Annotated in this window: 19 protein-coding genes; 14 read left to right on the top strand and 5 right to left on the bottom strand. The window is 64.4% G+C overall.

The features are described from left to right. Positions 1-19: 19 nt before the first annotated feature. From mgtE to V1292_RS22630, 4 genes are all read left to right on the top strand, one after another. Positions 20-1,453 carry a magnesium transporter gene (gene mgtE, locus V1292_RS22615; RefSeq protein WP_334374864.1) on the top strand — a complete coding sequence of 478 codons (1,434 nt, stop codon included), beginning with the start codon at positions 20-22 and terminating at the stop codon, positions 1,451-1,453. A 148-nt stretch (positions 1,454-1,601) separates the two neighbouring features. Next, entirely contained in the window at positions 1,602-1,961 is a 360-nt protein-coding gene (locus V1292_RS22620; protein WP_334377134.1) for a helix-turn-helix domain-containing protein, read from the top strand. Between the two features lie 113 nt (positions 1,962-2,074). Next, positions 2,075-2,893: an aldo/keto reductase gene (locus V1292_RS22625; protein WP_334374865.1), complete on the top strand. Its 819-nt coding sequence runs from the start codon at positions 2,075-2,077 to the stop codon at positions 2,891-2,893. A 61-nt stretch (positions 2,894-2,954) separates the two neighbouring features. Then, complete coding sequence (locus V1292_RS22630; protein ID WP_334374866.1) at positions 2,955-3,791, top strand: hypothetical protein; 837 nt, start codon at positions 2,955-2,957, stop codon at positions 3,789-3,791. A 60-nt stretch (positions 3,792-3,851) separates the two neighbouring features. On the opposite strand, the gene V1292_RS22635 is transcribed toward V1292_RS22630, so the two are convergent. Beyond that, a complete protein-coding gene (locus V1292_RS22635) occupies positions 3,852-4,670 on the bottom strand; it encodes a phytanoyl-CoA dioxygenase family protein (RefSeq protein WP_334374867.1) in 819 nt (272 codons plus the stop codon). Positions 4,671-4,914: 244 nt separating this feature from the next. After that, a complete protein-coding gene (locus V1292_RS22640; RefSeq protein ID WP_334374868.1) occupies positions 4,915-5,592 on the bottom strand; it encodes a DUF599 domain-containing protein in 678 nt (225 codons plus the stop codon). A gap of 103 nt (positions 5,593-5,695) precedes the next feature. Here V1292_RS22640 and V1292_RS22645 point away from each other — a divergent pair, with 103 nt between their 5' ends. From V1292_RS22645 to V1292_RS22660, 4 genes are all read left to right on the top strand, one after another. After that, on the top strand, positions 5,696-6,352 hold the full coding sequence (locus tag V1292_RS22645; RefSeq protein ID WP_334374869.1) for a glutathione S-transferase family protein: 657 nt from the start codon (positions 5,696-5,698) through the stop codon (positions 6,350-6,352). Positions 6,353-6,642: 290 nt separating this feature from the next. After that, positions 6,643-6,846: a hypothetical protein gene (locus tag V1292_RS22650; RefSeq protein ID WP_108517906.1), complete on the top strand. Its 204-nt coding sequence runs from the start codon at positions 6,643-6,645 to the stop codon at positions 6,844-6,846. A gap of 151 nt (positions 6,847-6,997) precedes the next feature. After that, entirely contained in the window at positions 6,998-7,957 is a 960-nt protein-coding gene (locus V1292_RS22655; protein WP_334374870.1) for a hypothetical protein, read from the top strand. Positions 7,958-8,013: 56 nt separating this feature from the next. Beyond that, positions 8,014-8,454: a DUF1489 family protein gene (locus tag V1292_RS22660; RefSeq protein ID WP_334374871.1), complete on the top strand. Its 441-nt coding sequence runs from the start codon at positions 8,014-8,016 to the stop codon at positions 8,452-8,454. Between the two features lie 20 nt (positions 8,455-8,474). Here V1292_RS22660 and panC read toward each other — a convergent pair whose 3' ends face one another. Next, complete coding sequence (gene panC, locus V1292_RS22665; protein WP_334374872.1) at positions 8,475-9,326, bottom strand: pantoate--beta-alanine ligase; 852 nt, start codon at positions 9,324-9,326, stop codon at positions 8,475-8,477. 340 nt (positions 9,327-9,666) lie between these two features. On the opposite strand from panC, the gene V1292_RS22670 reads away from it, so the two are divergent. Next, positions 9,667-10,602 (top strand): division plane positioning ATPase MipZ, encoded by a 936-nt coding sequence (locus V1292_RS22670; protein WP_334374873.1) that lies wholly within the window; start codon positions 9,667-9,669, stop codon positions 10,600-10,602. A 23-nt stretch (positions 10,603-10,625) separates the two neighbouring features. On the opposite strand, the gene V1292_RS22675 is transcribed toward V1292_RS22670, so the two are convergent. Then, positions 10,626-11,708: a zinc-binding alcohol dehydrogenase family protein gene (locus V1292_RS22675; RefSeq protein WP_334374874.1), complete on the bottom strand. Its 1,083-nt coding sequence runs from the start codon at positions 11,706-11,708 to the stop codon at positions 10,626-10,628. Positions 11,709-11,814: 106 nt separating this feature from the next. On the opposite strand from V1292_RS22675, the gene V1292_RS22680 reads away from it, so the two are divergent. The 4 genes from V1292_RS22680 to V1292_RS22695 all read left to right on the top strand — a co-directional run bounded on the left by V1292_RS22680 (position 11,815) and on the right by V1292_RS22695 (position 15,508). Continuing rightward, positions 11,815-12,600 carry a helix-turn-helix transcriptional regulator gene (locus V1292_RS22680; RefSeq protein ID WP_334374875.1) on the top strand — a complete coding sequence of 262 codons (786 nt, stop codon included), beginning with the start codon at positions 11,815-11,817 and terminating at the stop codon, positions 12,598-12,600. 343 nt (positions 12,601-12,943) lie between these two features. Continuing rightward, positions 12,944-13,843, top strand: a complete 900-nt coding sequence (locus tag V1292_RS22685; protein ID WP_334374876.1) for an alpha/beta fold hydrolase — start codon at positions 12,944-12,946, stop codon at positions 13,841-13,843. A 104-nt stretch (positions 13,844-13,947) separates the two neighbouring features. Continuing rightward, entirely contained in the window at positions 13,948-14,712 is a 765-nt protein-coding gene (locus V1292_RS22690) for a VWA domain-containing protein (protein WP_334374877.1), read from the top strand. Positions 14,713-14,779: 67 nt separating this feature from the next. Then, on the top strand, positions 14,780-15,508 hold the full coding sequence (locus tag V1292_RS22695) for a DnaJ domain-containing protein (protein ID WP_334374878.1): 729 nt from the start codon (positions 14,780-14,782) through the stop codon (positions 15,506-15,508). A 255-nt stretch (positions 15,509-15,763) separates the two neighbouring features. Here V1292_RS22695 and V1292_RS22700 read toward each other — a convergent pair whose 3' ends face one another. Next, positions 15,764-17,602: a serine hydrolase gene (locus tag V1292_RS22700; RefSeq protein WP_334374879.1), complete on the bottom strand. Its 1,839-nt coding sequence runs from the start codon at positions 17,600-17,602 to the stop codon at positions 15,764-15,766. A 399-nt stretch (positions 17,603-18,001) separates the two neighbouring features. On the opposite strand from V1292_RS22700, the gene V1292_RS22705 reads away from it, so the two are divergent. After that, positions 18,002-18,340: a phasin family protein gene (locus V1292_RS22705; RefSeq protein ID WP_028345580.1), complete on the top strand. Its 339-nt coding sequence runs from the start codon at positions 18,002-18,004 to the stop codon at positions 18,338-18,340. The last annotated feature ends 32 nt before the right edge of the window (positions 18,341-18,372 follow it).

Consider the following 18,372-nt stretch of genomic DNA (forward strand, 5'->3'; position numbering starts at 1 on the left):
CAAACCGGCGAGGCGCGGCATGGCCGAGAATATCGACGTTGCCCAAGCCGAGGCGCTGTCAGCGCAACGCTCCGTGCTCGATCATCTTTTGATGCGGGACGAGGAGGGGCAGCTCCGCCGCGAGTTTGTCGAGGAGATTACGCGCGCGATCCATGCTGCCGACCGGCCGTTGTTGTGCGAGGTGGTGGCGGAACTACACGAGGCCGATCTCGGCGATTTGATCGCGGCCCTCGAGCCCGAGGACCGCGTTACCCTCGTCGAGATCACGGGCACCGATTTCGACTTCTCGGCGCTCAACGAGGTCGACGACGCCGTCCGCGAGGAGATCCTCGAGGAGCTCGAGCCGGAAACGGTTGCCGAGGGTGTTCGCGAACTGGAGTCCGACGACGCCGTCCAGTTGCTCCAGGGCCTCGACGAGGAGGACCAGGAAGAGATTCTCGAAAGGCTGCCGCCGCCCGAACGCGTCGCGATCGAGCGCGTTCTGCTCTACCCGGAAAATTCCGCCGGCCGCCGGATGCAGACCGCGTTTATCTCGGTGCCGCCGGATTGGACAGTCGGGCAGGCGATCGACTACATGCGCGACACGCCCGATCTGCCCGACCGCTTCTACGAAATCTACGCGGTCGATTCCGAACAGCACTGGCAGGGCGCGGTTTCGCTCGACACGCTGTTGCGGGCACGCCGCCCGGTGCCGCTTGTCGACCTGATCGAGGAGGACCGCCGCCGCGTCTCGGTGCTCGACGACCAGGAAGAGGTCGCGCGGATGTTCGGCAAGTATAATCTGGTCGCGGCTCCCGTTGTCGACACCACCAACCGGCTGGTCGGCGTCATCACCATCGACGACGTCGTCGACGTCATCGAGGAAGAGGCCGATGAAGACCTGAAGGCGCTCGGCGGCGTCACCAGCGACGAAGAATTGTCCGACAATGTCTGGACCATCGCGCGTGGCCGATTCAATTGGCTCCTGGTCAATCTGGCGACCGCCTTTCTGGCGTCCTCCGTGCTCGGCCTGTTCGAGGGCCAGCTTGAGAAGATGGTGGCGCTCGCCGTGCTCGCGCCGATCGTGGCGAGCCAGGGCGGCAATGCCGCGACCCAGACCATGACGGTGGCGGTGCGGGCGCTGGCGACCCGCGAACTCGGTTCCAACAACGCGTTCCGCGTCGTCATGCGCGAGGCGATGGTCGGCCTCGTTAACGGTCTCGCCTTTGCCGTCATCACGGGCGTCGCTGCGGTGGCATGGTTCAAGATCCCCGGTCTGGGCGTCGTGATCGGCCTCGCCATCATCTGCAACCTGGTGGCCGGCGCGCTCGGCGGCATCCTGATCCCGATGGTGCTGGACCGGGTGCGCGCCGATCCGGCGGTGGCGTCGGGAACTTTCGTCACGACCATCACCGACGTGGTCGGCTTCTTCTCGTTCCTCGGTATCGCCACGCTGTGGTTCGGGCTGAAGTAGCATAGCGTTTTCAAGCGAAAGCCTGCCCCGGACTTGATCCGGGGTGGATTCCGGTTCGCGTGAAGAAAACGCGTCAAAACGAGCGCCTCATTTATCGTTAATCGGACCTTAAGGCGCTTCGCCGATGATGTTGGCCCACGAGGTCAACATGCAGCGGTTGCGGCTGAAAGCGGACGGACGGATCGTCGAACTGCGGGACGGGCAGGAGTTCCCGCTCGTGCCGACGATGCCCGGGCTCGCGCCGGAGCCGCCTTCAACCGCGACCGTCATGCCTGACGCAGCGCCGGGCGAAACCGGCGCGCTGCCCGCCGTGCGCGACCTTCGTCGTCGCGCCTGCCTGACCCAGATCGAATTCGCGGCACGGCTCGGCGTGCCCGTCGAAACCATCCGGAATTGGGAGCAGGGCAAGCGCGTGCCGCGCGGGCCGGCGCGGGCGCTGCTCGCGGTGATCGCCCATTCGCCGGAGACCGTTTTCGCCGCGCTGGCCACGGAACCGTCGCCGGCCTAGCGCTCATTGGCGCGTTTCTTCGCGCTTATCCGGAATTCGCTCCGCTCGAAGCGCTATCTGTTGGCACGGCTGTTTCCGCAGCCCATAATGGGAACGGTCCGCGGATACAACCAATGCTGTTTGTCGAAGCCAATGGCGCAAAAATCCCGGCGATCGGGCTGGGTACCTGGGAGTTGCGCGGACGCACCTGCGCGCGGATCGTCGAGCAGGCATTGCGGCTCGGCTATCGCCACATCGACACCGCTCAGATGTATGACAATGAACGCGAGGTCGGCGAAGGGCTGCGGGCTGCGGGCGTGAAGCGCGATCAGGTTTTTCTCACCACCAAGGTCTGGCCCTCGCATTTCGCGCCCCATGACCTGGAACGTTCCGCCAAGGAAAGCCTGGTGCGGCTGCGCCTGACCGAGGTCGACCTGTTGCTGCTGCACTGGCCGAACCCGCAGGTGCCGTTGGTGGAGACGCTGGGCGCGCTGGCAAGGATCAGGCAGCAGGGCCTCGCCCGCCACATCGGTGTGTCCAATTTCACCGTGGCCTTGATCGAGGAGGCGGCGGCGGCATGCCCGGAACCGCTGGTCTGCGACCAGGTCGAGTACCATCCCTATCTCGACCAGACCAAGGTGAGGGAGGCTTGCGCCCGTCACCACATGGCGCTGGTGGCCTACAGCCCGGTCGCCAGGGGGCGCATCAAAAGCGATCGCGCGATGCAGCGGATCGGCGACCGCTATCGCAAGACGGCGGCGCAAATCTGCCTGCGCTGGCTGGTGCAGCAGGGCGTGGCGGCGATTCCACGCACCTCGAAGCTCGAACGGCTCTCGGAGAACATTGAGATCTTCGATTTCGAGCTGTCGGACGAGGACATGCAGGAGATTTCCGCCATGGGCAGCGCCGGCGGCCGGCTCACCGATTTCGGCTTCGCGCCGAAATGGGATTGAGGAGCCGCACCGCCGAACGTTATTCTGGCGACCGTAAAAAGACGAACCTCATTTCGGTACGATGGAGCTGCGGCGGATCATACCTTCTGACATCACGGCGTCGGCGATTGCGCATGTGTCGCTGCTGACGCTGCTGCTGCTGTTTTCGGAGGTGCATCCGTTCGGCACGGTGACCGCCGAGCAGGTCCCGGTCGAGATCATTACGCCGCAGGAAATTCCCGAACAGCCAAAGCCGGCCGAACAGCAAGCCGCTGAGACCAGGCCGGAACCAGCGCCAACGCCGCAGCCTGATTTCTCGCTGCTGGAAACGCCTGCCGCTGCCAGTCCACCTCCGCCATCAGGGCAGCTGCAGCCGCCACCGCAGAAGCAGGCTGCGCTTGCTGCGCCGCGCCCAGCCCCGCCGCAGCCGGTGGCACAGCCGCCATCACAACCGGCGGCGCCAGCGTACACGCCGCCCGAGCCGGATATCTCGATCAAGTACCACGTGCTGCTGGGCTTGCCGCCCGACCTCTCGCTGCAGCCGCAGGCACCGGCGCAAGCCCGCAACAAGGACGACGACAAGTTCGATGGGCCGGCGACCGAAGCCGCCGACATCTCGAGCACGCTGATCGCGGAATTCCGGCGGCACCTCAAGACCTGCTCGAAACTGCCGGCCTCGCTGTCGGGCACCGACGACGTCAAGGTCAAGCTGCGTGTCCTGATGACGCCGGACGGCAGGCTCGCCGCGGAACCGATCCTGATCGAGGCCAGCGCCTCCATGAAGGGACCGTTGCTGATGCAGGGCGCCATCCGCGCGCTTTCGGCCTGCCAGCCCTATGCCATGCTGCCGGTAGACCGCTACGGCGAATGGAAGGTGCTCGACCTCAGCTTTACGCCGCAGGATTTTACGAGCGGCTAGCAATTTTCGCGAATGCCGCCCGGTTCGGGAGTCCCGACCCGGGCGGCACGAGTTCGCTTTTCAGTCCGGATGTTCCTGCAGCGCGCGCCGGATAGCCATTTCAACCGGCGAATATTCGCCGTCTTTCCGTTCAAGCCGGACAGGTTCGGACGGATGCAGGGGCGGCTGCGCCATGAAGCGTGGCCTCGAACCGCGATGCGGTTGCGCGGCGTGGATGAGGAAGGGATGGCATAGATAGACCGTGCCGGCCTTTCCGACGGCCAGCGCTTCCGGGCGATCGGCCGCCACATCGGCGAGCATCAGGTGCGACATGCCGGCTTCGCCCGCAGGTTCGAGCAGTCGCGCCATATCGAGGTGCGATCCCATCCGGATACGGGTCGGCGCATCCAGTTCGCCAATATCGGAAAACAGGAAGAGCATCAGCAGCGCGCGGCCACGCGACGTCACGTTGACTCGCCACGAGGCGAAATCGTTGCGCTCGTTTGGATCGTCCGACGGGCCGGGGAAGCTGAGGTCGACGTGCCAGCCGGTATCGCCGGGATCCTCGTCATGCGGGAAGCGCACCGGAAAAGTGCCGAGGTCCGCGCGCGGCCGCCAGCGGCCGCTTCCGACGAGCTGATCGAAGGCTGCGTGGAGCACCGGCGTGTTCACCGCTTTCCGAAACGGCTCCTGTCCGTAATAGCCGAGCCGGATCACCGGCCGCGTCCAGGTTTTCTTGTCGAAGGGATCGCATCCGGTGTCGCGCCAGAGAATAGCACGGGCTTCCTCGGCAAGCTGCTCGGGGAAAGCGTTGTCCAGTCGGACAAACCCGTCTTGAACAAACTGATTCAGTTGTGCGTCGCTGAGCGCGCGCACGTGTCGAATTGTATTGGAAGGCATGAAATCCTCATATCGCTTGGCCAGCCGGCATCATCGCGCGCAGCGAGAATGGGTCGGCTCATTGGTCCTTTGAATCGCGCTGGCGCCGAAAACGGCACAAACGCGCTCGTTTCCGCCCGCTGGCGCGGGCAAGCCGTTAGCGGCTGAGGAAAAAGGCCGAAGCGATATTGAAGATGCGGATCATCATCATGGTGACCGAGAAATAACACAGGCGGATTGAGGCATCAATAAAGCCACCGGCTCGTCAGTTCCCCATTGCCCGCCAGGCGTTCGAGGCGAACTGCCGCCGCCAGGTCACGATCACGACGAGCGCGGTCGTGATCAGCAACACCCATGGGCTGACGAACCAGCCGAGATAGCCGAGCGCGAAGAAGAACGCGCGCTGGCCGCGGTTGAAATGCCGCCCCGCCGCCTCGAACAGGCGCGTCGTGCGCATGACATGGGCTTCTGCTTCCGCCGTGTCGCGCTGCGACGAGGGCGGCATCGCGCCGAGCAGGATCGCGACATAGTTGAACAGGCGATACGACCAGGCAAATTTGAAGAAGGCGTAGATGAAGATCAGGATCAGCCCCACGCATTTGATCTCCCACAGCGCGGGCGAGGGGGTGAGATCGACCGGCAGCTCGCGAAGCACGGCCAAGGCGTCGTTGGTGGCGCGCAGCAACGCCAGCCCGCCGCCGATCGCGATCAGGCTGGTGGAGGCGAAGAAGGCGGTGCCGTTCTGCAGCGAGGCCATGATCTGCATGTCGACCATGCGTGCCTCGCGATCGAGCATGTTGCGCACCCAGACCTCGCGGTAGGCATTCATGCGCGCCGACAGGCTGTCGCGGCCGTAAGCCGTGTGTTCGAGCGTGAAGCCATAGGCCAGCCACTCGACGACGAAGAAGGCGACGGCGGCGATATCGACCCAATAGGCGCCCATATGGCGGCATCCCCGATGATGGCTTGCGCGATCGTGATGTACAGGTTGGACGTGTGCCGTGCACTATGGCAAGATGCCGGTACCAACAGGATTTCCCCCGCAAATGTTGAAACTGGTCATCGGCAACAAGAACTATTCGTCATGGTCGATGCGGCCATGGCTGGCGCTGCGCGCCAATGACATCCCCTTTGAGGAGGTGTTCATCCCGCTCTACACCAACGACAAGGCGGACAAGGACCGGATCCTGAGCTTTTCGGATTCGGGCAAGGTGCCGACGCTGATCGATGGCGACGTCACGGTGTGGGATTCGCTCGCAATCATCGAGTATCTCGCCGAGAAATACCCGCAGGCGAAGCTGTGGCCGGAAGACCGCGCCCGCCGGGCGCATGCGCGTTCGATTTCGGCGGAAATGCATTCGGGATTCATGCCGCTGCGCAACGAATGCGGCATGAACCTGCACCGCCCGATCGGCGCCGTCGATCTGTCGGACGATGCACGCGCCAATGTGGCGCGCATTCAGGAGATCTGGTCCGATTGTTATCGCCGTTACGGCAAGGACGGACCGTTCCTGTTCGGCGCGTTCGGCGGGGCAGACGCGATGTTTGCGCCGGTGGTGCATCGCTTTCGCACCTATGCGATCGAGGTGACGGGCGAGGCGAGGCACTATTTCGATGCGATGATGTCGTTACCGGCATTCCAGGAATGGACCCGCGCCGGCCTTGCCGAAACGCTTGTCATCGATCGGTTCGAGACGGTCTGACGACGGAGCGGGCCGGCGGGGCCCTGCGGCTCCGCCCGCGGCTCGCGGCCCTCGATCAATCTGCCGCCGGGCTGTCCGATTTTGGGAAAGACGGCTTCGATGCCGGGTAGGCGGATGACCGGGAACCTCCTGGATTGGCGTTTATCGCCCTGAAAAACATGCAGAATTTGCGCATTTGCCATGCCTCGATGCCGCTGGCTTTTGGGCGATGGCCTGTGCTAGGTTGTCGCGGGGTTCTCAAGTCGGCCGAAAGCTAGCGGGACCGTGAGCGCGGCCGGCGTTCTTGCGTAATGGAGAGGGCGTTGAAGCATAAGTACTCCGTTGGAGAGACTGTCTATTTTACTGCCAGCAACGTGGCCCGTCCGGCCGCCAGCGGCACCTATGAGGTGATCCGGCTGCTGCCGACTGATGGCGACGACTGTCAGTATCGCATCAAAAGCTCGACCGAAGCTTTCGAACGGGTCGCCAAGGAAAGCCAGCTCGCGATTTCCTGAAACAGTTGTGCGCAAGCAGCCCGCTGACGGAGTTCCATTCAAAGCGCCGTCAAAAGGCCCCGTTCGCAGAACCATTCTGCCGAAATGCGAATGCGATAAAGACGCATTCGCCTTTCGATCGCGTTTGATGCTGCGTTGAGGGACACTGCGCATGAACTGGGCTTGGGCTGCTTCGCTGGATCAGATCTGGCGCTCGCCGAACCTTCCTTTGTACCTGACGCTGGCCACGGCCGGCTTTGTCGGGCTTGTGGTTCTGATCACGCTGCTGCGCTCGGAGAGATCCGTGGCCAACGGCGTGCTGGCGCTCATCACACTGCTTGCGATCGGCGTCGCGGGAGCCGTGACCTTCCGCGGTTTCGGTACGGCAAACGCGGTTCAGCCGACGGAGGCACGGCCGGTTCCAACGGCCACCGCCGCATTGCCGCAGCTTTCCTGTATCGACGAGCTTGCCGGTGATGCCGTCCTCGCCGCATGCGAGAAGGCGCTGTTCGGTTCGGCGGAGTCGGTGGCGGCGGCGGTCGCCTACGCCGCCTCGCAGATCACCCTGTTGACCTCGCTGGGCGATGTCGCCACCGCTAACAAGGGGGGCGGCTCCGACTTGCTGGCGCTGCGCCGCGCCGTCGAGCGCGACCGCTACGGGTTGATGGCCTATGTGCTGACAGTACGTGACCGCTGTACGCCAGCGGCCTGCCGTGCGTTCCGCTCGCTGACCGACACGCGCCAGGTCGCGGCCAACATGGAAGACCGTGTCTACGAAAGCCTGGTCATGCGCCACGCGGCGTCGTGGAACGCGCCGCCGCAGACTGCGGCCGGCATGATGGCGGCGCTACCGCCGTCCCAGCCGACGGGGAAGCCGACCAATGCCGAATTCCCGACCTCGGCCTCTACTCCGCCGGTCAGCATCATGACGCCCGAGCCGCCGGCGAAGCCGTCGCCATCGGCCACTGCTGCGTCGCGTCCGGCCGCGGCGCCGCCGCCGGCACCATCACCGTCACCCTCACCAGCGCTGGCCGCCGCCAAGAAGCAGCCACCGCCGCCGAAACGGCCGTCCACTGCGGCGCCGGTCCAACTCGCGCCGTCGGCTTCGGGGGCTGCCGACAACGAGCAGTGATCTCCACAAGGAGTGATCTTTTCAAAGAGCGCCTGGGCCGCTACATCGGCGGGATCATGCCGCTTCATCTCATCAAGCTCGCCGTTGGCTGCGAGTCGGTCAAAGAACTCAAAGGGTGGGTTGCCGAACGCATGGCAGCCGCCAAGAAAAAGGGCCTGCCGCTTCGTCACGTCCACATCACGCGGATGACGCCGAAGCGCGACGGCGAGATCCTCGCTGGCGGCTCGCTCTACTGGGTCATCAAGGGTGAAATCGCCGCCCGCGAAAAAATCATCGCGATCGAACCGTTCCGCGACAAGGACGGTATCGGGCGGTGCCGCCTGGTGATGCAGCCCAAGGTGTTTGCAGTCTCGCCGCGGCCGATGCGCCCGTTCCAGGGATGGCGCTATTTGACCGAGGACGCAGCACCGCCGGACCTCACCAAATCCTCCGCGGCCAGCGTCGCCGCGATGCCGGAACCGATGCGGCGCGAATTGCGCGATCTGGGGCTGCTCTGACCGGGGGCTGCGGCTACGTACTACACGCCGATGTTATCGATCAGGCGGGTCGTGCCGAGCTTCGCGGCGACGAGGATCCGCACCGGTCCGTCCTTGATCGATGCGATCGGCGCCAGCGTCCCGGCATGACGGGCCTCGAAATAGTCCAGCGCAAAACCGGCGGCGGTGATCAGTTCGCGGCCGGCCGCCATCGCGGCCTCGAAATCCTCGCCGGCCTTCAGCCGTTTTGCGCTTTCCTTCATGGCGCGATGGAGCGTCGGTGCCGTCTGCCGTTCCTCGGCCGAGAGGTAGACGTTGCGCGAGGACATCGCCAGCCCGTCGCGTTCCCGCACGGTGCGCGAGCCGATCACCTTGACGCCGAGGTCGAGATCGGCGGCCATCTGCGTCACCACCCGCAGTTGCTGAAAGTCCTTCTCGCCGAAGATCGCGACGTCCGGCCGGACCTGCGTGAACAGCTTGCCAACCACGGTGGCGACACCGCCGAAGAAATGCGGCCGGAAACGATCCTCGAGCCCGGCGGTAGCCGGACCTTCGGGCACGATCCTTGTCGCGAAGCCGTCCGGGTACATCGCCTTGACGTCCGGATTCCAGACCAGGTCGACCTTCTCGGCGGTGAGTTTGGCGAGGTCGGCCTTCCAGGTGCGCGGATACGAACCGAAGTCCTCCGTCGGCGCGAACTGCGTCGGGTTAACGAAGATCGAGACGACGACTTTCTGTGAGCGACGCTTGGCGAGGCGGACCAGCGACATGTGTCCGTCATGAAGCGCACCCATGGTCGGCACCAGCGCGACGGCGGCCTTGCGGCTGCGCAAGGCCTCGACGGCGCGGCGTAATGCGGGGACGGTACGGACGACCATGGGACTTCGCGACATCTTGCCTCGATCTCTTGCAGCTCGTGACGGGGTGAGGGGCCGGTGGCCCCGATACTTTCGGCGGGCGCGCCGACCTTATAAGGCCAGAGCTTTGCCGCCAAGCTTACTCGGGAATGGCAAGCCTGCGGCAGCTCAACAAGCCTGCGGCAGCTCAACGCGAAAGCTAGATGAGCGCGCCTCGCTGGTTGAAAAGGCTGCGAGCAGATCGCTGCAACGGAACGAAATCCGCACCATCGGATTCATGATTAAGACACACCGCGAGCGAATTGAATGCGTCGTCACGCATTTCACTTGACCGCAGCCGCGCTGTGATTTGAAGATATCGAGCGGGGGTTGAATCATGTTGCTTCAGGCGAGTCAGGGTCAATTTGGTTCGGCGCATGTCGTCGTGCTCGGCAACGAGAAGGGCGGTTCCGGAAAATCCACCACCGCCCTGCATATCGCTGTTGCGCTGATGAAGGCCGGGCAGCGCGTCGCCACCATCGACCTCGACTGCCGCCAGCAGAGTTTTACCCGCTACATCGCCAACCGGAGCGCGTGGGCCCGCCGCACCGGTCTCGATCTCGAAATCCCCGTGCACTATTGCATCAAGCTCGGCGAGACGATGCAGATCGCCGACAATGAAAACTCCGAGTTCCAGCAGTTCGCGGCGGCGGTCGGCACGGTCGAACGCGCTTTCGACTTCATCGTCATCGATACGCCCGGTTCGGACTCCTACCTGATGCGGCTGGCGCATTCGATGGCCGACACGCTGGTGACCCCGATCAACGACAGCTTCCTCGATTTCGACGTGCTCGGCACCGTCGATCCTGCAACCTACACGGTAACCGGCGAGAGCCATTATGCGGAGATGGTGCGCGACACCAGGCGCAAGCGCCGCCAGCTCGACGGCGCCACCACCGACTGGATCGTGGTGCGCAACCGCCTGTCGATGATCGGATCGCGCAACAAGCAGCTCGTCGCCGACAGCCTGAAGGACCTTTCGCTGCGGCTCGGCTTCCGTTCCATCGATGGATTCGCCGAGCGGGTGGTCTACCGCGAATTCTTCCCGCGCGGACTGACGGCGCTGGACAACATCGACGAGGCCACCCTCGGCACCCGGCCCAGCATGGGCCATGTCACGGCGCGCGAGGAAGTGACCAGCCTGTTGCGCCAGCTCAAGCTGCCGCTCGATGAGCGCGGCCGCCGCCGCGCCGCCAACCGCGCCGAATGGTTCACCCAGGTCGACAAGCCGCTCGAAGTCCACGACATCATCGGCGACATCATCAGCGCCTGATCTCCATCGGCAGCCGGCCCAGCCTATCGCGGCTGGATGACCGTCATTTTGAACGGACCACTGTGTGCGGCGGCATGCGCGACCGCCTCGTTGGCGCGGTCCAGACCGAACGCGGCGATCTCAAAATGATCGAGATTGACCAGGCCGGCGCGGATCAGGCCGGTCATCAGCACGGCCGCATGCGGTGGGTACATCCATTGCCCCCGCAGGGTGATGCAGTTTCGCATCATCCAGGGGTAGGGTAGGTCGAGGCCGGCGCCGCCGAGCATGCCGACGCCGCCCATCAGCACCACCCGGCCGTAAGGCCGCACCGCCATGATGGCGGTTCGCACCTGCGCAGCGTTGGCCGCCGGCGGGAGGATGTCGAGCACGCAGTCGATCGGGCCGGGCGCCGCCTGCAGGATGCGGGCGCGATCGTCGGCCTCGTGGCCACGCATCGGCACGGTCCGGACGCGCGCACCGAACCGCCGCGTTAGCTCAGACAACGCCTGCTCGTTCCGCCCGGTCGCGACCACGCATTGCGCGCCCATCCCCAATGCGACGGCGACGGCCGCGCTGCCGAAGCTGCCGGTGGCGCCGTTGACCAGCGCGATCTCTCCGGCTTGCAGTTGTGCGGCAAGGAAGCCGCCGAAGGGGACGAGCAGGGTGCCGAGCGCACACCAGCGGCCTGCATCCTTCTCGTCGATGTCGCCGATCGGAACGGCGTTTTCGGTCGGCACGCGCATCTGCTCGGCCCAGGCGCCGTTGTGGAAATAGCGTTGCAGGTGCAGCCCGCCTTCGCTGCCGGCGGTGAGGCCCTGCAGGGCGATGTCAGGCGACAGTGCGTTGTCGCGCGAGCGCACGGTCGGATCGCAATAGACCCAATCGCCAGGGCGAAGGCGTGTCGCGTCGGGGCCGGTGGCCCGGACACGGCCGATCGCGCCGGGGCCGGGCACCATGGGCAGTTCCATCAGGTACTTCCGCTGCCCGCCGAGCACTTCGTTGGCATAGGCCAGCACGCGGCTCGCCATGACGTCCACGATAACCTCGCCGGTGCCGAGCAGCGGGTCGGGAAGGGTCTCGATCGCAAGCGGCGATCCGAACGCGTTCAGAACGGCAGCCTTCATGGGGCCTCCTCGTTTCGATGAAGCCGCATTCTCGCAGGCTTCATTGCCCCAACAAGACCTGGTATTATCCTAGGACTGAAGAGCCCTTCCTCGGGGCGCGGCGCGCATGGCGGAACCAGGCACGAATTCAAGGCAAAGCGAACTCGGCGACTTCCTGCGCTCACGGCGGCAGAAGCTGACGCCGAAGGCGGTCGGCCTGCCCGGCGGCCGTCGGCGGCGCACGCCCGGCCTGCGGCGGGAGGAAGTGGCCGACCTCGCCGGCATCGGCGTCGACTGGTACATCCGCCTCGAGCAGGGACGGTCCGTCAGCCCTTCGGCAGCAACGATCGATGCGCTGGCGCGCGCGCTGCGGCTGACCAGGGCCGAACACCGGCATCTGAGAGAGCTGACGCAAAATGCCGACCGGCGCGCCTTTGTCCGCGAGACCGTGCCGCCCGCCGTCCGCCGCACGGTCGAGCAGCTCAACCTGCCGGCCTATGTCACCGGCCGACGCTGGGACATCCTCGCCTGGAATGCAGCCGCCGACGAAATCTTTGCGTTCAGCCGGCTTGCGGAAGCCGACCGCAACAGCCTGCTCTCGGTACTGACCAATCCGGCGACGAGGCGTCTGGTCGGTGCGTCATGGGCGGACGAGGCACGGCGCATGGTCGCCCAGTTCAGGGCGACGCATGACCTGTGGGCCGGCGATCCGGCCTTTCGCGACCTGCTGGCGCGACTGCGTGAAGGCTGTCCGGAATTTATTGGCTGGTGGGAGGCCCATGACGTCAGCGGCGTCGCGGCGGGACGGAAATCCTTGACTCATCCCAAAAAGGGCCGGCTCAAACTGGAGTATGCGAGCTTCCAGGCCAATGACGACCCGGCCTTGAAGCTTGTCATCTTCACGACGGTTTAAGATCCCCTCTGGGGATCCCGTTGCCGGTATGCTGGTATTGACGCACCGTGATGCGTCGTGACGCAGCGGGTTCCCGGGAACCGGTCTTGCACTACGCCGTTTTCATTAGACTTTTATCGGATGTTCGAACCGAAGCTTGAAAGGAGACGTCGTAGTAAAAAGAGGTCGAATTTGTGGAACTGAGCGGCTGCCCAATGGATGGGTGCGTCGCACAATGATCAGGCGGTCAATACACAACATTTGGCCTTTATGTCACGCCATCGTGACATATATCATCAACAAGGGACCGAAAGAGTCTCGAACAGGGTTGAGCCCCTTAGCGGGCGCGAGGACGAAGACAAATATGAAACGTGGAATTCTCGTTCTGCTTTCACTCTCCGTGCTGGTCGCTGTCGCGTTTTTTACCGCGAACAAGTGGGCGATCCGGCACGAGACAATCGCGTTTCATGATCCCGTCCGCGACAATCGTCTGGTGGCGGTCAGCATCGCCGTTCGCCGCGACAAGGAAATGCAGGCCAATGCCGGCTTGATCAAGCTGCCGGTTGCGATCCTCAATCACGGCAACACCGTCAAGAACACCGAGTATTCATTCCTGTCGACCGTGTTCGCCTGGCGCGGCTATCTTGCGATCAGCCCGCAGCACGATCTACCGACCGATCCGCCGATGGTGACCAAGATCGGTGAACCCTATGTCGGCCGTCTGCCGCAGATTCAGCGCGGCGTCGCCAACATCCATTTCGCTGTCCACGAAATGAAGAAGATCCAGCCCAATGCCGACTATGACAAGGTGACCATGGTCGGCCATTCGATGGGCGGCGACATCTCGATGTATTTCGCCAAGCAGTATCCCGACGAGATCAAGAAAGTCGTGACACTGGACAATTTGCGCGTGCCGTTCCTGACCGACGGCAAGTTCAAGATCCTGTCGTTCCGCTCCCAGGACACGCATTTCAAAGCGGACCCCGGCGTCGTGCCTGACGACGAGCAATGCGAGCAGGCCGGCATCACCGTCGTGAACACTGGCTTCCAGCACAACGATATGCGGGACACCGGGCCTGACGCCGCCAAATCCTCGATCCAGTCGATGCTCGACAGGTTCCTCGACGAGTCCGACAAGAGCGGCGTGTTGAAGCCCGTGCCGACCAGGGTGCCGGACGTTCTGACCAGCAGCCCGGGACCGGTGCCGCTGTCCGTTCCGCTGGCCAGCAATCCCGCGCCGAAAAACAAGCCGGTTACGAACTAGACGACTGACCGCCATCGTGCATTTGCGGCTGCATCGCGGGCCGGCGCATTGACCCGCTGTAAGCAACGTCCCACATAAAGCTCGCTGCTTATCCGCGAGCGCTCATGGCCGGCGAACCTACCAAACCCAAATCGGCAGGCGATGTTGCTTCGGCAAGAGCCGATGCGCGCAAAGGCGGCCCGTTGCCGGAGACCAAGCCGTCGGCGTCGGAGGACATCGCAGCCTTCGTGGCGAAAGCGCGCGCGATGTCGCCACACCGCCCGGACGCAAGGGGAAGGCTGGTGTTTGCGCTCGACGCCACCATGAGCCGGCAGCCAACTTGGGATATGGCCTGCGCGCTGCAGGCCGACATGTTTCGCGAGGCGGCTTCGCTCGGCAGCCTCGATATCAGGCTGGTCTATTACCGCGGCTTCAACGAATGCCGCGCCACGGGCTGGATCTCCGATTCCGCGCAACTGGCACGGCTGATGAGCAAGATCGGCTGCCAGGGCGGCAATACCCAGATCGGCAAGGTGCTGTCGGAAGCGCGCCGCGAGGCGGTGGCGTCCGGCGTGCGCGCCATGGTGTTTGTTGGCGACGCCATGGAGGAGTCCGTCGACGACCTCTGCGCCAAGGCCGGCGAGCTCGGCCTGCTCAAGGTGCCCGTGTTCATGTTCCAGGAAGGCCACGACCCGACCGCCGAGCAGGCGTTCCGGGAGATTGCGCGGCTTACCGGCGGCGCATGGTGCAGGTTCGACCCCGGCGCCGCGGCGCAGTTGCGTGAGCTGCTGCGCGCCGCCGCGGCCTACGCCGCCGGCGGGCGCGAAGCGCTGCTACGGCTGTCGAAGACCGCAAGCGGCGCGGCCGCACTGATCGGCCAGATGAAGTGATTACGACTTTGGTTGCGACCGGGCCCAGCGTCATGCTTTTCGGCGCCGGTGCCGCTATATTAGAGCCATGGCAACCCTGATTGCCGGCGTCGTCGCCGTTGTCGTTCTGTACTTGCTGCTGCAGATGTTTCGTGCAGCCAACCCGGTCGTGCTCGCGCGCGCGATCAAGATCGTGGGCGGCGTGGTGGCGCTGGCGGTCGCAGCCTTCACCGGGCTGCGCGGCGAGCTTGCGGTGGCAATTCCGCTCGGCATCTTCGGCGCCGGCCTGCTCGGCTGGTCGCCATTCGGGCCGGGCGGCTTCAGCAATATCGGCGGGATCTTTGGCGGCGGCACGCAGCGTTCGTCGGGGCAGGCCTCGCGCGTCCGCTCGCAGTTTCTCGACATGAGTCTCGATCACGACAGCGGCGAGCTGTCGGGGCGGATCGTGGACGGGCCGAATGCCGGGCGTTCGCTCGGCGAGTTCGATCTGCCGCAATTGATCGCGATGATACCGGCCTTCGACGCCGAGAGCGTCGCCTTACTTGAAAGCTATCTTGACCGCCGGTTTCCCGCTTGGCGTCAGAACGCGCAAGGCGATGCGGCAGGGGGGCAGCGCCGCACGGCGGCGAGCGGAAAAATGACGAACGAGGAAGCCTATCAGATCCTTGGCCTGCAGCCGGGAGCGGGGCGTGACGACATCAGCCGGGCTCACCGCGCCCTGATGAAGAAACTCCATCCCGACCAGGGGGGCTCGACGTATCTCGCTGCCCGCGTAAACGAGGCCAAGGATACTCTTCTTCGCACGCATTCTAGCTAACTCCGGCTCACGCCACCGACGCTACAAACCGCGAGTTGCTTCCATGCCGTTCTCTGACTGACGCCCCACATCGCCCGCCGTTGTCCGGCGTGGTCGATCGTTCATTGGAGGGAAACCTAACCGGAAATTCTTGACGAGAAGTTTTCGCGGACCGCCTTGGGCGTGATCTCGCGAGAGCCGTCGCGACTGTGTTTGGAAAACAACAAAGCCGGCGCTTGCGGCGCCGGCTTCGCGAACGTCAACGAAACGTCCGGATCAGTTGCGAACGGTGATGCAGGAAATGTCGGCGCGCTTGAGGGTCTTGCATACTGCTTCGGCCTGATCGCGCTCGAGACCGGCGAAGCGGGCCCGGTAGAGCGTGCGGTTGTCCTTGGCGACCACCGGCTCGGTGAACGGATCGGCCTTGCCGAGCAGGGCGCTGGCCTTGGCGCGGGCGAGATCGATCCGCTGCTTGGCCTCGCTTTCGCTTTCGAGTGCGCCAACCTGAATGATCCAGCCGGTGCGGACCACCGCCGGCGCGGCCGGCTTGACGGCACTGTTCTGCTGCACGGCCGGCGGCTGGGCGTGGGGCGCCGGATCGGCATAGGCCAGCGCCTGCCCGTGCGCGGGGGTCTGTGTCAGGCTGGAAGCGGGCAAGACGCCGAGCACGCCTTGTCCGGTACCGTGATTGGCCGGCTGCGGCGGCATCGCGACCCTGGCGGCTTCGGCCTTGGTCTCCGCGGCCTTTGCGACGACGGCGCTGGAGGTCTCGGCGATTTCAGGGCGCGCCGGAATGGTATTGGTGATCGGCGGCGCCGCGGGCTGCGAGGGGCCGGCTGAAGCGAGCTTCATCGGTCCAGCCTTGACCTGAACCGTCTTGACCCTGACCGGCTTCATCGGCTCAGCCGAGCCGGGGATCGCTGATATCGGCTGGGTCTGGATGACCCCGTTGGTCAATGGTGCAGGTTCGGGCCGGGCTTGCTGCTCGAACTTGTTCTGTTCGACCTTGGCGGGCGGCGGGGGCAGGGCAGCGGCGGCCGCTGCCATCAGCGACGGCTTGGCCGGCGCGATCGAACGGGTTGCCGGCATGGCGGCGAGCCCCGGTTCGGCGGCGGCGAGGGCGCCGCCGGACTGAGCCGTTTCGGCCGGACGCGCAACGGTCTCGGCTGCGGCGACATCGACGGTGCCGTCGGCGGGATTGCGCTCGGTGATCGCAACGACGGTACGCTTGGTCGCGCCCTTCTCGAGGTTTTCGGCCAGCAGGTTGCGCATGGTGGCATCGCGCGAGCCGCCGCTGCGGCCGCCCAGCACCACGCCGATCAGGTGGCGGTTGCCGCGGCGCATCGAGCTTACGAGGTTGAAGCCGGACGCGCGGGTGTAGCCGGTCTTGATGCCATCGACGCCTTCGACATTGCCGAGCAGGCGATTGTGATTGCGGATCGACTGTCCCCGATAATTGAACACCGTGGTCGCGAAGTAGCGGTAGTAGCGCGGGAAGCGGTCCTGGATGGCGCGGCCGAGGGTCGCCTGATCGCGCGCGGTGGTCAGTTGCTCGTCGTTGGGCAGGCCGGAGGCGTTGCGATAGGTGGTTTTGCTCATGCCGAGCGCGCGCGCCTTGCGCGTCATCAGCCTGGCGAATTCGGCTTCATCGCCGGCAATCGCTTCGGCGACCACGACGGCGGCGTCATTGGCGGAACGCGTCACAAGGCCCTTGATGGCATCCTCGACCTTCAGGGTCTGGCCCGGGCGCAGGCCGAGCTTGGTCGGTGCCTGCTCGGAGGCGTGCTCGGAGACTTCCATTTCAGTGTCGAGCTTCATCTTGCCGGATTCCAGGCGCTCGAACAGCAGATAGAGCGTCATGATCTTGGTCAGCGACGCCGGGCGCCGGATACCGTCGGGATTGTTGGAGGCGAGCACCGCGCCTGAATTGCCGTCGACGATGATGGAGGAGAATTGCGGGCTGTAGCTTTCGCGCGCGACGTGATGGTGGCGGCGGTGCTTGGAGCGGCGCGCCTCGGCGCTCTCGCTCGAGATCAGTATTGCTGTCGTGAAGGTAATGAGCCCGAGGGCGCACATTCGCAATGCGCGCGAGGAAGCCAAGGTTGTACGAAGCATTTACTTCCCCGTCCCAATTTCTGTCTTGATCACCGGCTCGTGAGGCAAAATTGTGCCCACCAGCCGCTGATGGTTCCCCGTTCGAAGCGCCGGTCCGGCCATGACGCGAGGCTGGAGTGGCCGATCAGGTCGCTTTTCTAGCTAAGATGCTGTTCACAAACAGCTTTCGGGCTGTCTGTCGGAAGGCGAACAAGTCCAGTAATCAGGTTAGGCGGAGCGAGTTGCCAAAAGATTAATTAACCGTTGCGTAAGACCCCGGGGTTTTCCGTTAATTGACCATATTTGTGCGTCGCACAAGATTCCTTGACTTTATTGTGCGGTGCACATATAGGGACGTTGTGGTCAGGGAGCCGGGACCTCCCGGCAATAGGAACGCTCAGTCTGGGAAAGGACTCCATGATGGTCAAAATTGAAGACATTCAGAACTACGGCAAAGAGCATCTCGAATCGGTTGCCGCTTCCGCAACCAACGTGCAGAGCGGCGTTCAGGCGATCGCCACCGCCTACGGCGACTACGCCAAGAAATCGTTCGAAGACACCAAGTCGTTTGTCGAAAAGCTCTCCGGCGTGAAGTCGCTGGACAAGGCGCTCGAAGCCCAGACCGAATTTGCGCGTTCTTCCTACGAAACCTTCGTCGCGGAGTCGCAGAAGATTGCCGGCCTCTACACCGACCTCGCCAAGCAGGCCTACAAGCCGTACGAAGGCCTGGTCGCGAAGTTCACCCCGGCGGCGCACTAATTCGCGGCTTCATATTTCGAAACAAAAAAGCC

Source organism: Bradyrhizobium sp. AZCC 1719, from assembly GCF_036924525.1.
GTDB lineage: Bacteria > Pseudomonadota > Alphaproteobacteria > Rhizobiales > Xanthobacteraceae > Bradyrhizobium.

Excerpts from the sequence above, each read along its gene's own strand:
- mgtE (WP_334374864.1), top strand. The coding sequence starts at position 20 with ATGGCCGAGAATATCGACGTTGCCCAAGCCGAGGCGCTGTCAGCGCAA.
- V1292_RS22620 (WP_334377134.1), top strand. The coding sequence starts at position 1,602 with ATGCAGCGGTTGCGGCTGAAAGCGGACGGACGGATCGTCGAACTGCGG.
- V1292_RS22625 (WP_334374865.1), top strand. The coding sequence starts at position 2,075 with ATGCTGTTTGTCGAAGCCAATGGCGCAAAAATCCCGGCGATCGGGCTG.
- V1292_RS22630 (WP_334374866.1), top strand. The coding sequence starts at position 2,955 with ATGGAGCTGCGGCGGATCATACCTTCTGACATCACGGCGTCGGCGATT.
- V1292_RS22635 (WP_334374867.1), bottom strand. The coding sequence starts at position 4,670 with ATGCCTTCCAATACAATTCGACACGTGCGCGCGCTCAGCGACGCACAA.
- V1292_RS22640 (WP_334374868.1), bottom strand. The coding sequence starts at position 5,592 with ATGGGCGCCTATTGGGTCGATATCGCCGCCGTCGCCTTCTTCGTCGTC.
- V1292_RS22645 (WP_334374869.1), top strand. The coding sequence starts at position 5,696 with ATGTTGAAACTGGTCATCGGCAACAAGAACTATTCGTCATGGTCGATG.
- V1292_RS22650 (WP_108517906.1), top strand. The coding sequence starts at position 6,643 with ATGGAGAGGGCGTTGAAGCATAAGTACTCCGTTGGAGAGACTGTCTAT.
- V1292_RS22655 (WP_334374870.1), top strand. The coding sequence starts at position 6,998 with ATGAACTGGGCTTGGGCTGCTTCGCTGGATCAGATCTGGCGCTCGCCG.
- V1292_RS22660 (WP_334374871.1), top strand. The coding sequence starts at position 8,014 with ATGCCGCTTCATCTCATCAAGCTCGCCGTTGGCTGCGAGTCGGTCAAA.
- panC (WP_334374872.1), bottom strand. The coding sequence starts at position 9,326 with ATGTCGCGAAGTCCCATGGTCGTCCGTACCGTCCCCGCATTACGCCGC.
- V1292_RS22670 (WP_334374873.1), top strand. The coding sequence starts at position 9,667 with ATGTTGCTTCAGGCGAGTCAGGGTCAATTTGGTTCGGCGCATGTCGTC.
- V1292_RS22675 (WP_334374874.1), bottom strand. The coding sequence starts at position 11,708 with ATGAAGGCTGCCGTTCTGAACGCGTTCGGATCGCCGCTTGCGATCGAG.
- V1292_RS22680 (WP_334374875.1), top strand. The coding sequence starts at position 11,815 with ATGGCGGAACCAGGCACGAATTCAAGGCAAAGCGAACTCGGCGACTTC.
- V1292_RS22685 (WP_334374876.1), top strand. The coding sequence starts at position 12,944 with ATGAAACGTGGAATTCTCGTTCTGCTTTCACTCTCCGTGCTGGTCGCT.
- V1292_RS22690 (WP_334374877.1), top strand. The coding sequence starts at position 13,948 with ATGGCCGGCGAACCTACCAAACCCAAATCGGCAGGCGATGTTGCTTCG.
- V1292_RS22695 (WP_334374878.1), top strand. The coding sequence starts at position 14,780 with ATGGCAACCCTGATTGCCGGCGTCGTCGCCGTTGTCGTTCTGTACTTG.
- V1292_RS22700 (WP_334374879.1), bottom strand. The coding sequence starts at position 17,602 with ATGCTTCGTACAACCTTGGCTTCCTCGCGCGCATTGCGAATGTGCGCC.
- V1292_RS22705 (WP_028345580.1), top strand. The coding sequence starts at position 18,002 with ATGGTCAAAATTGAAGACATTCAGAACTACGGCAAAGAGCATCTCGAA.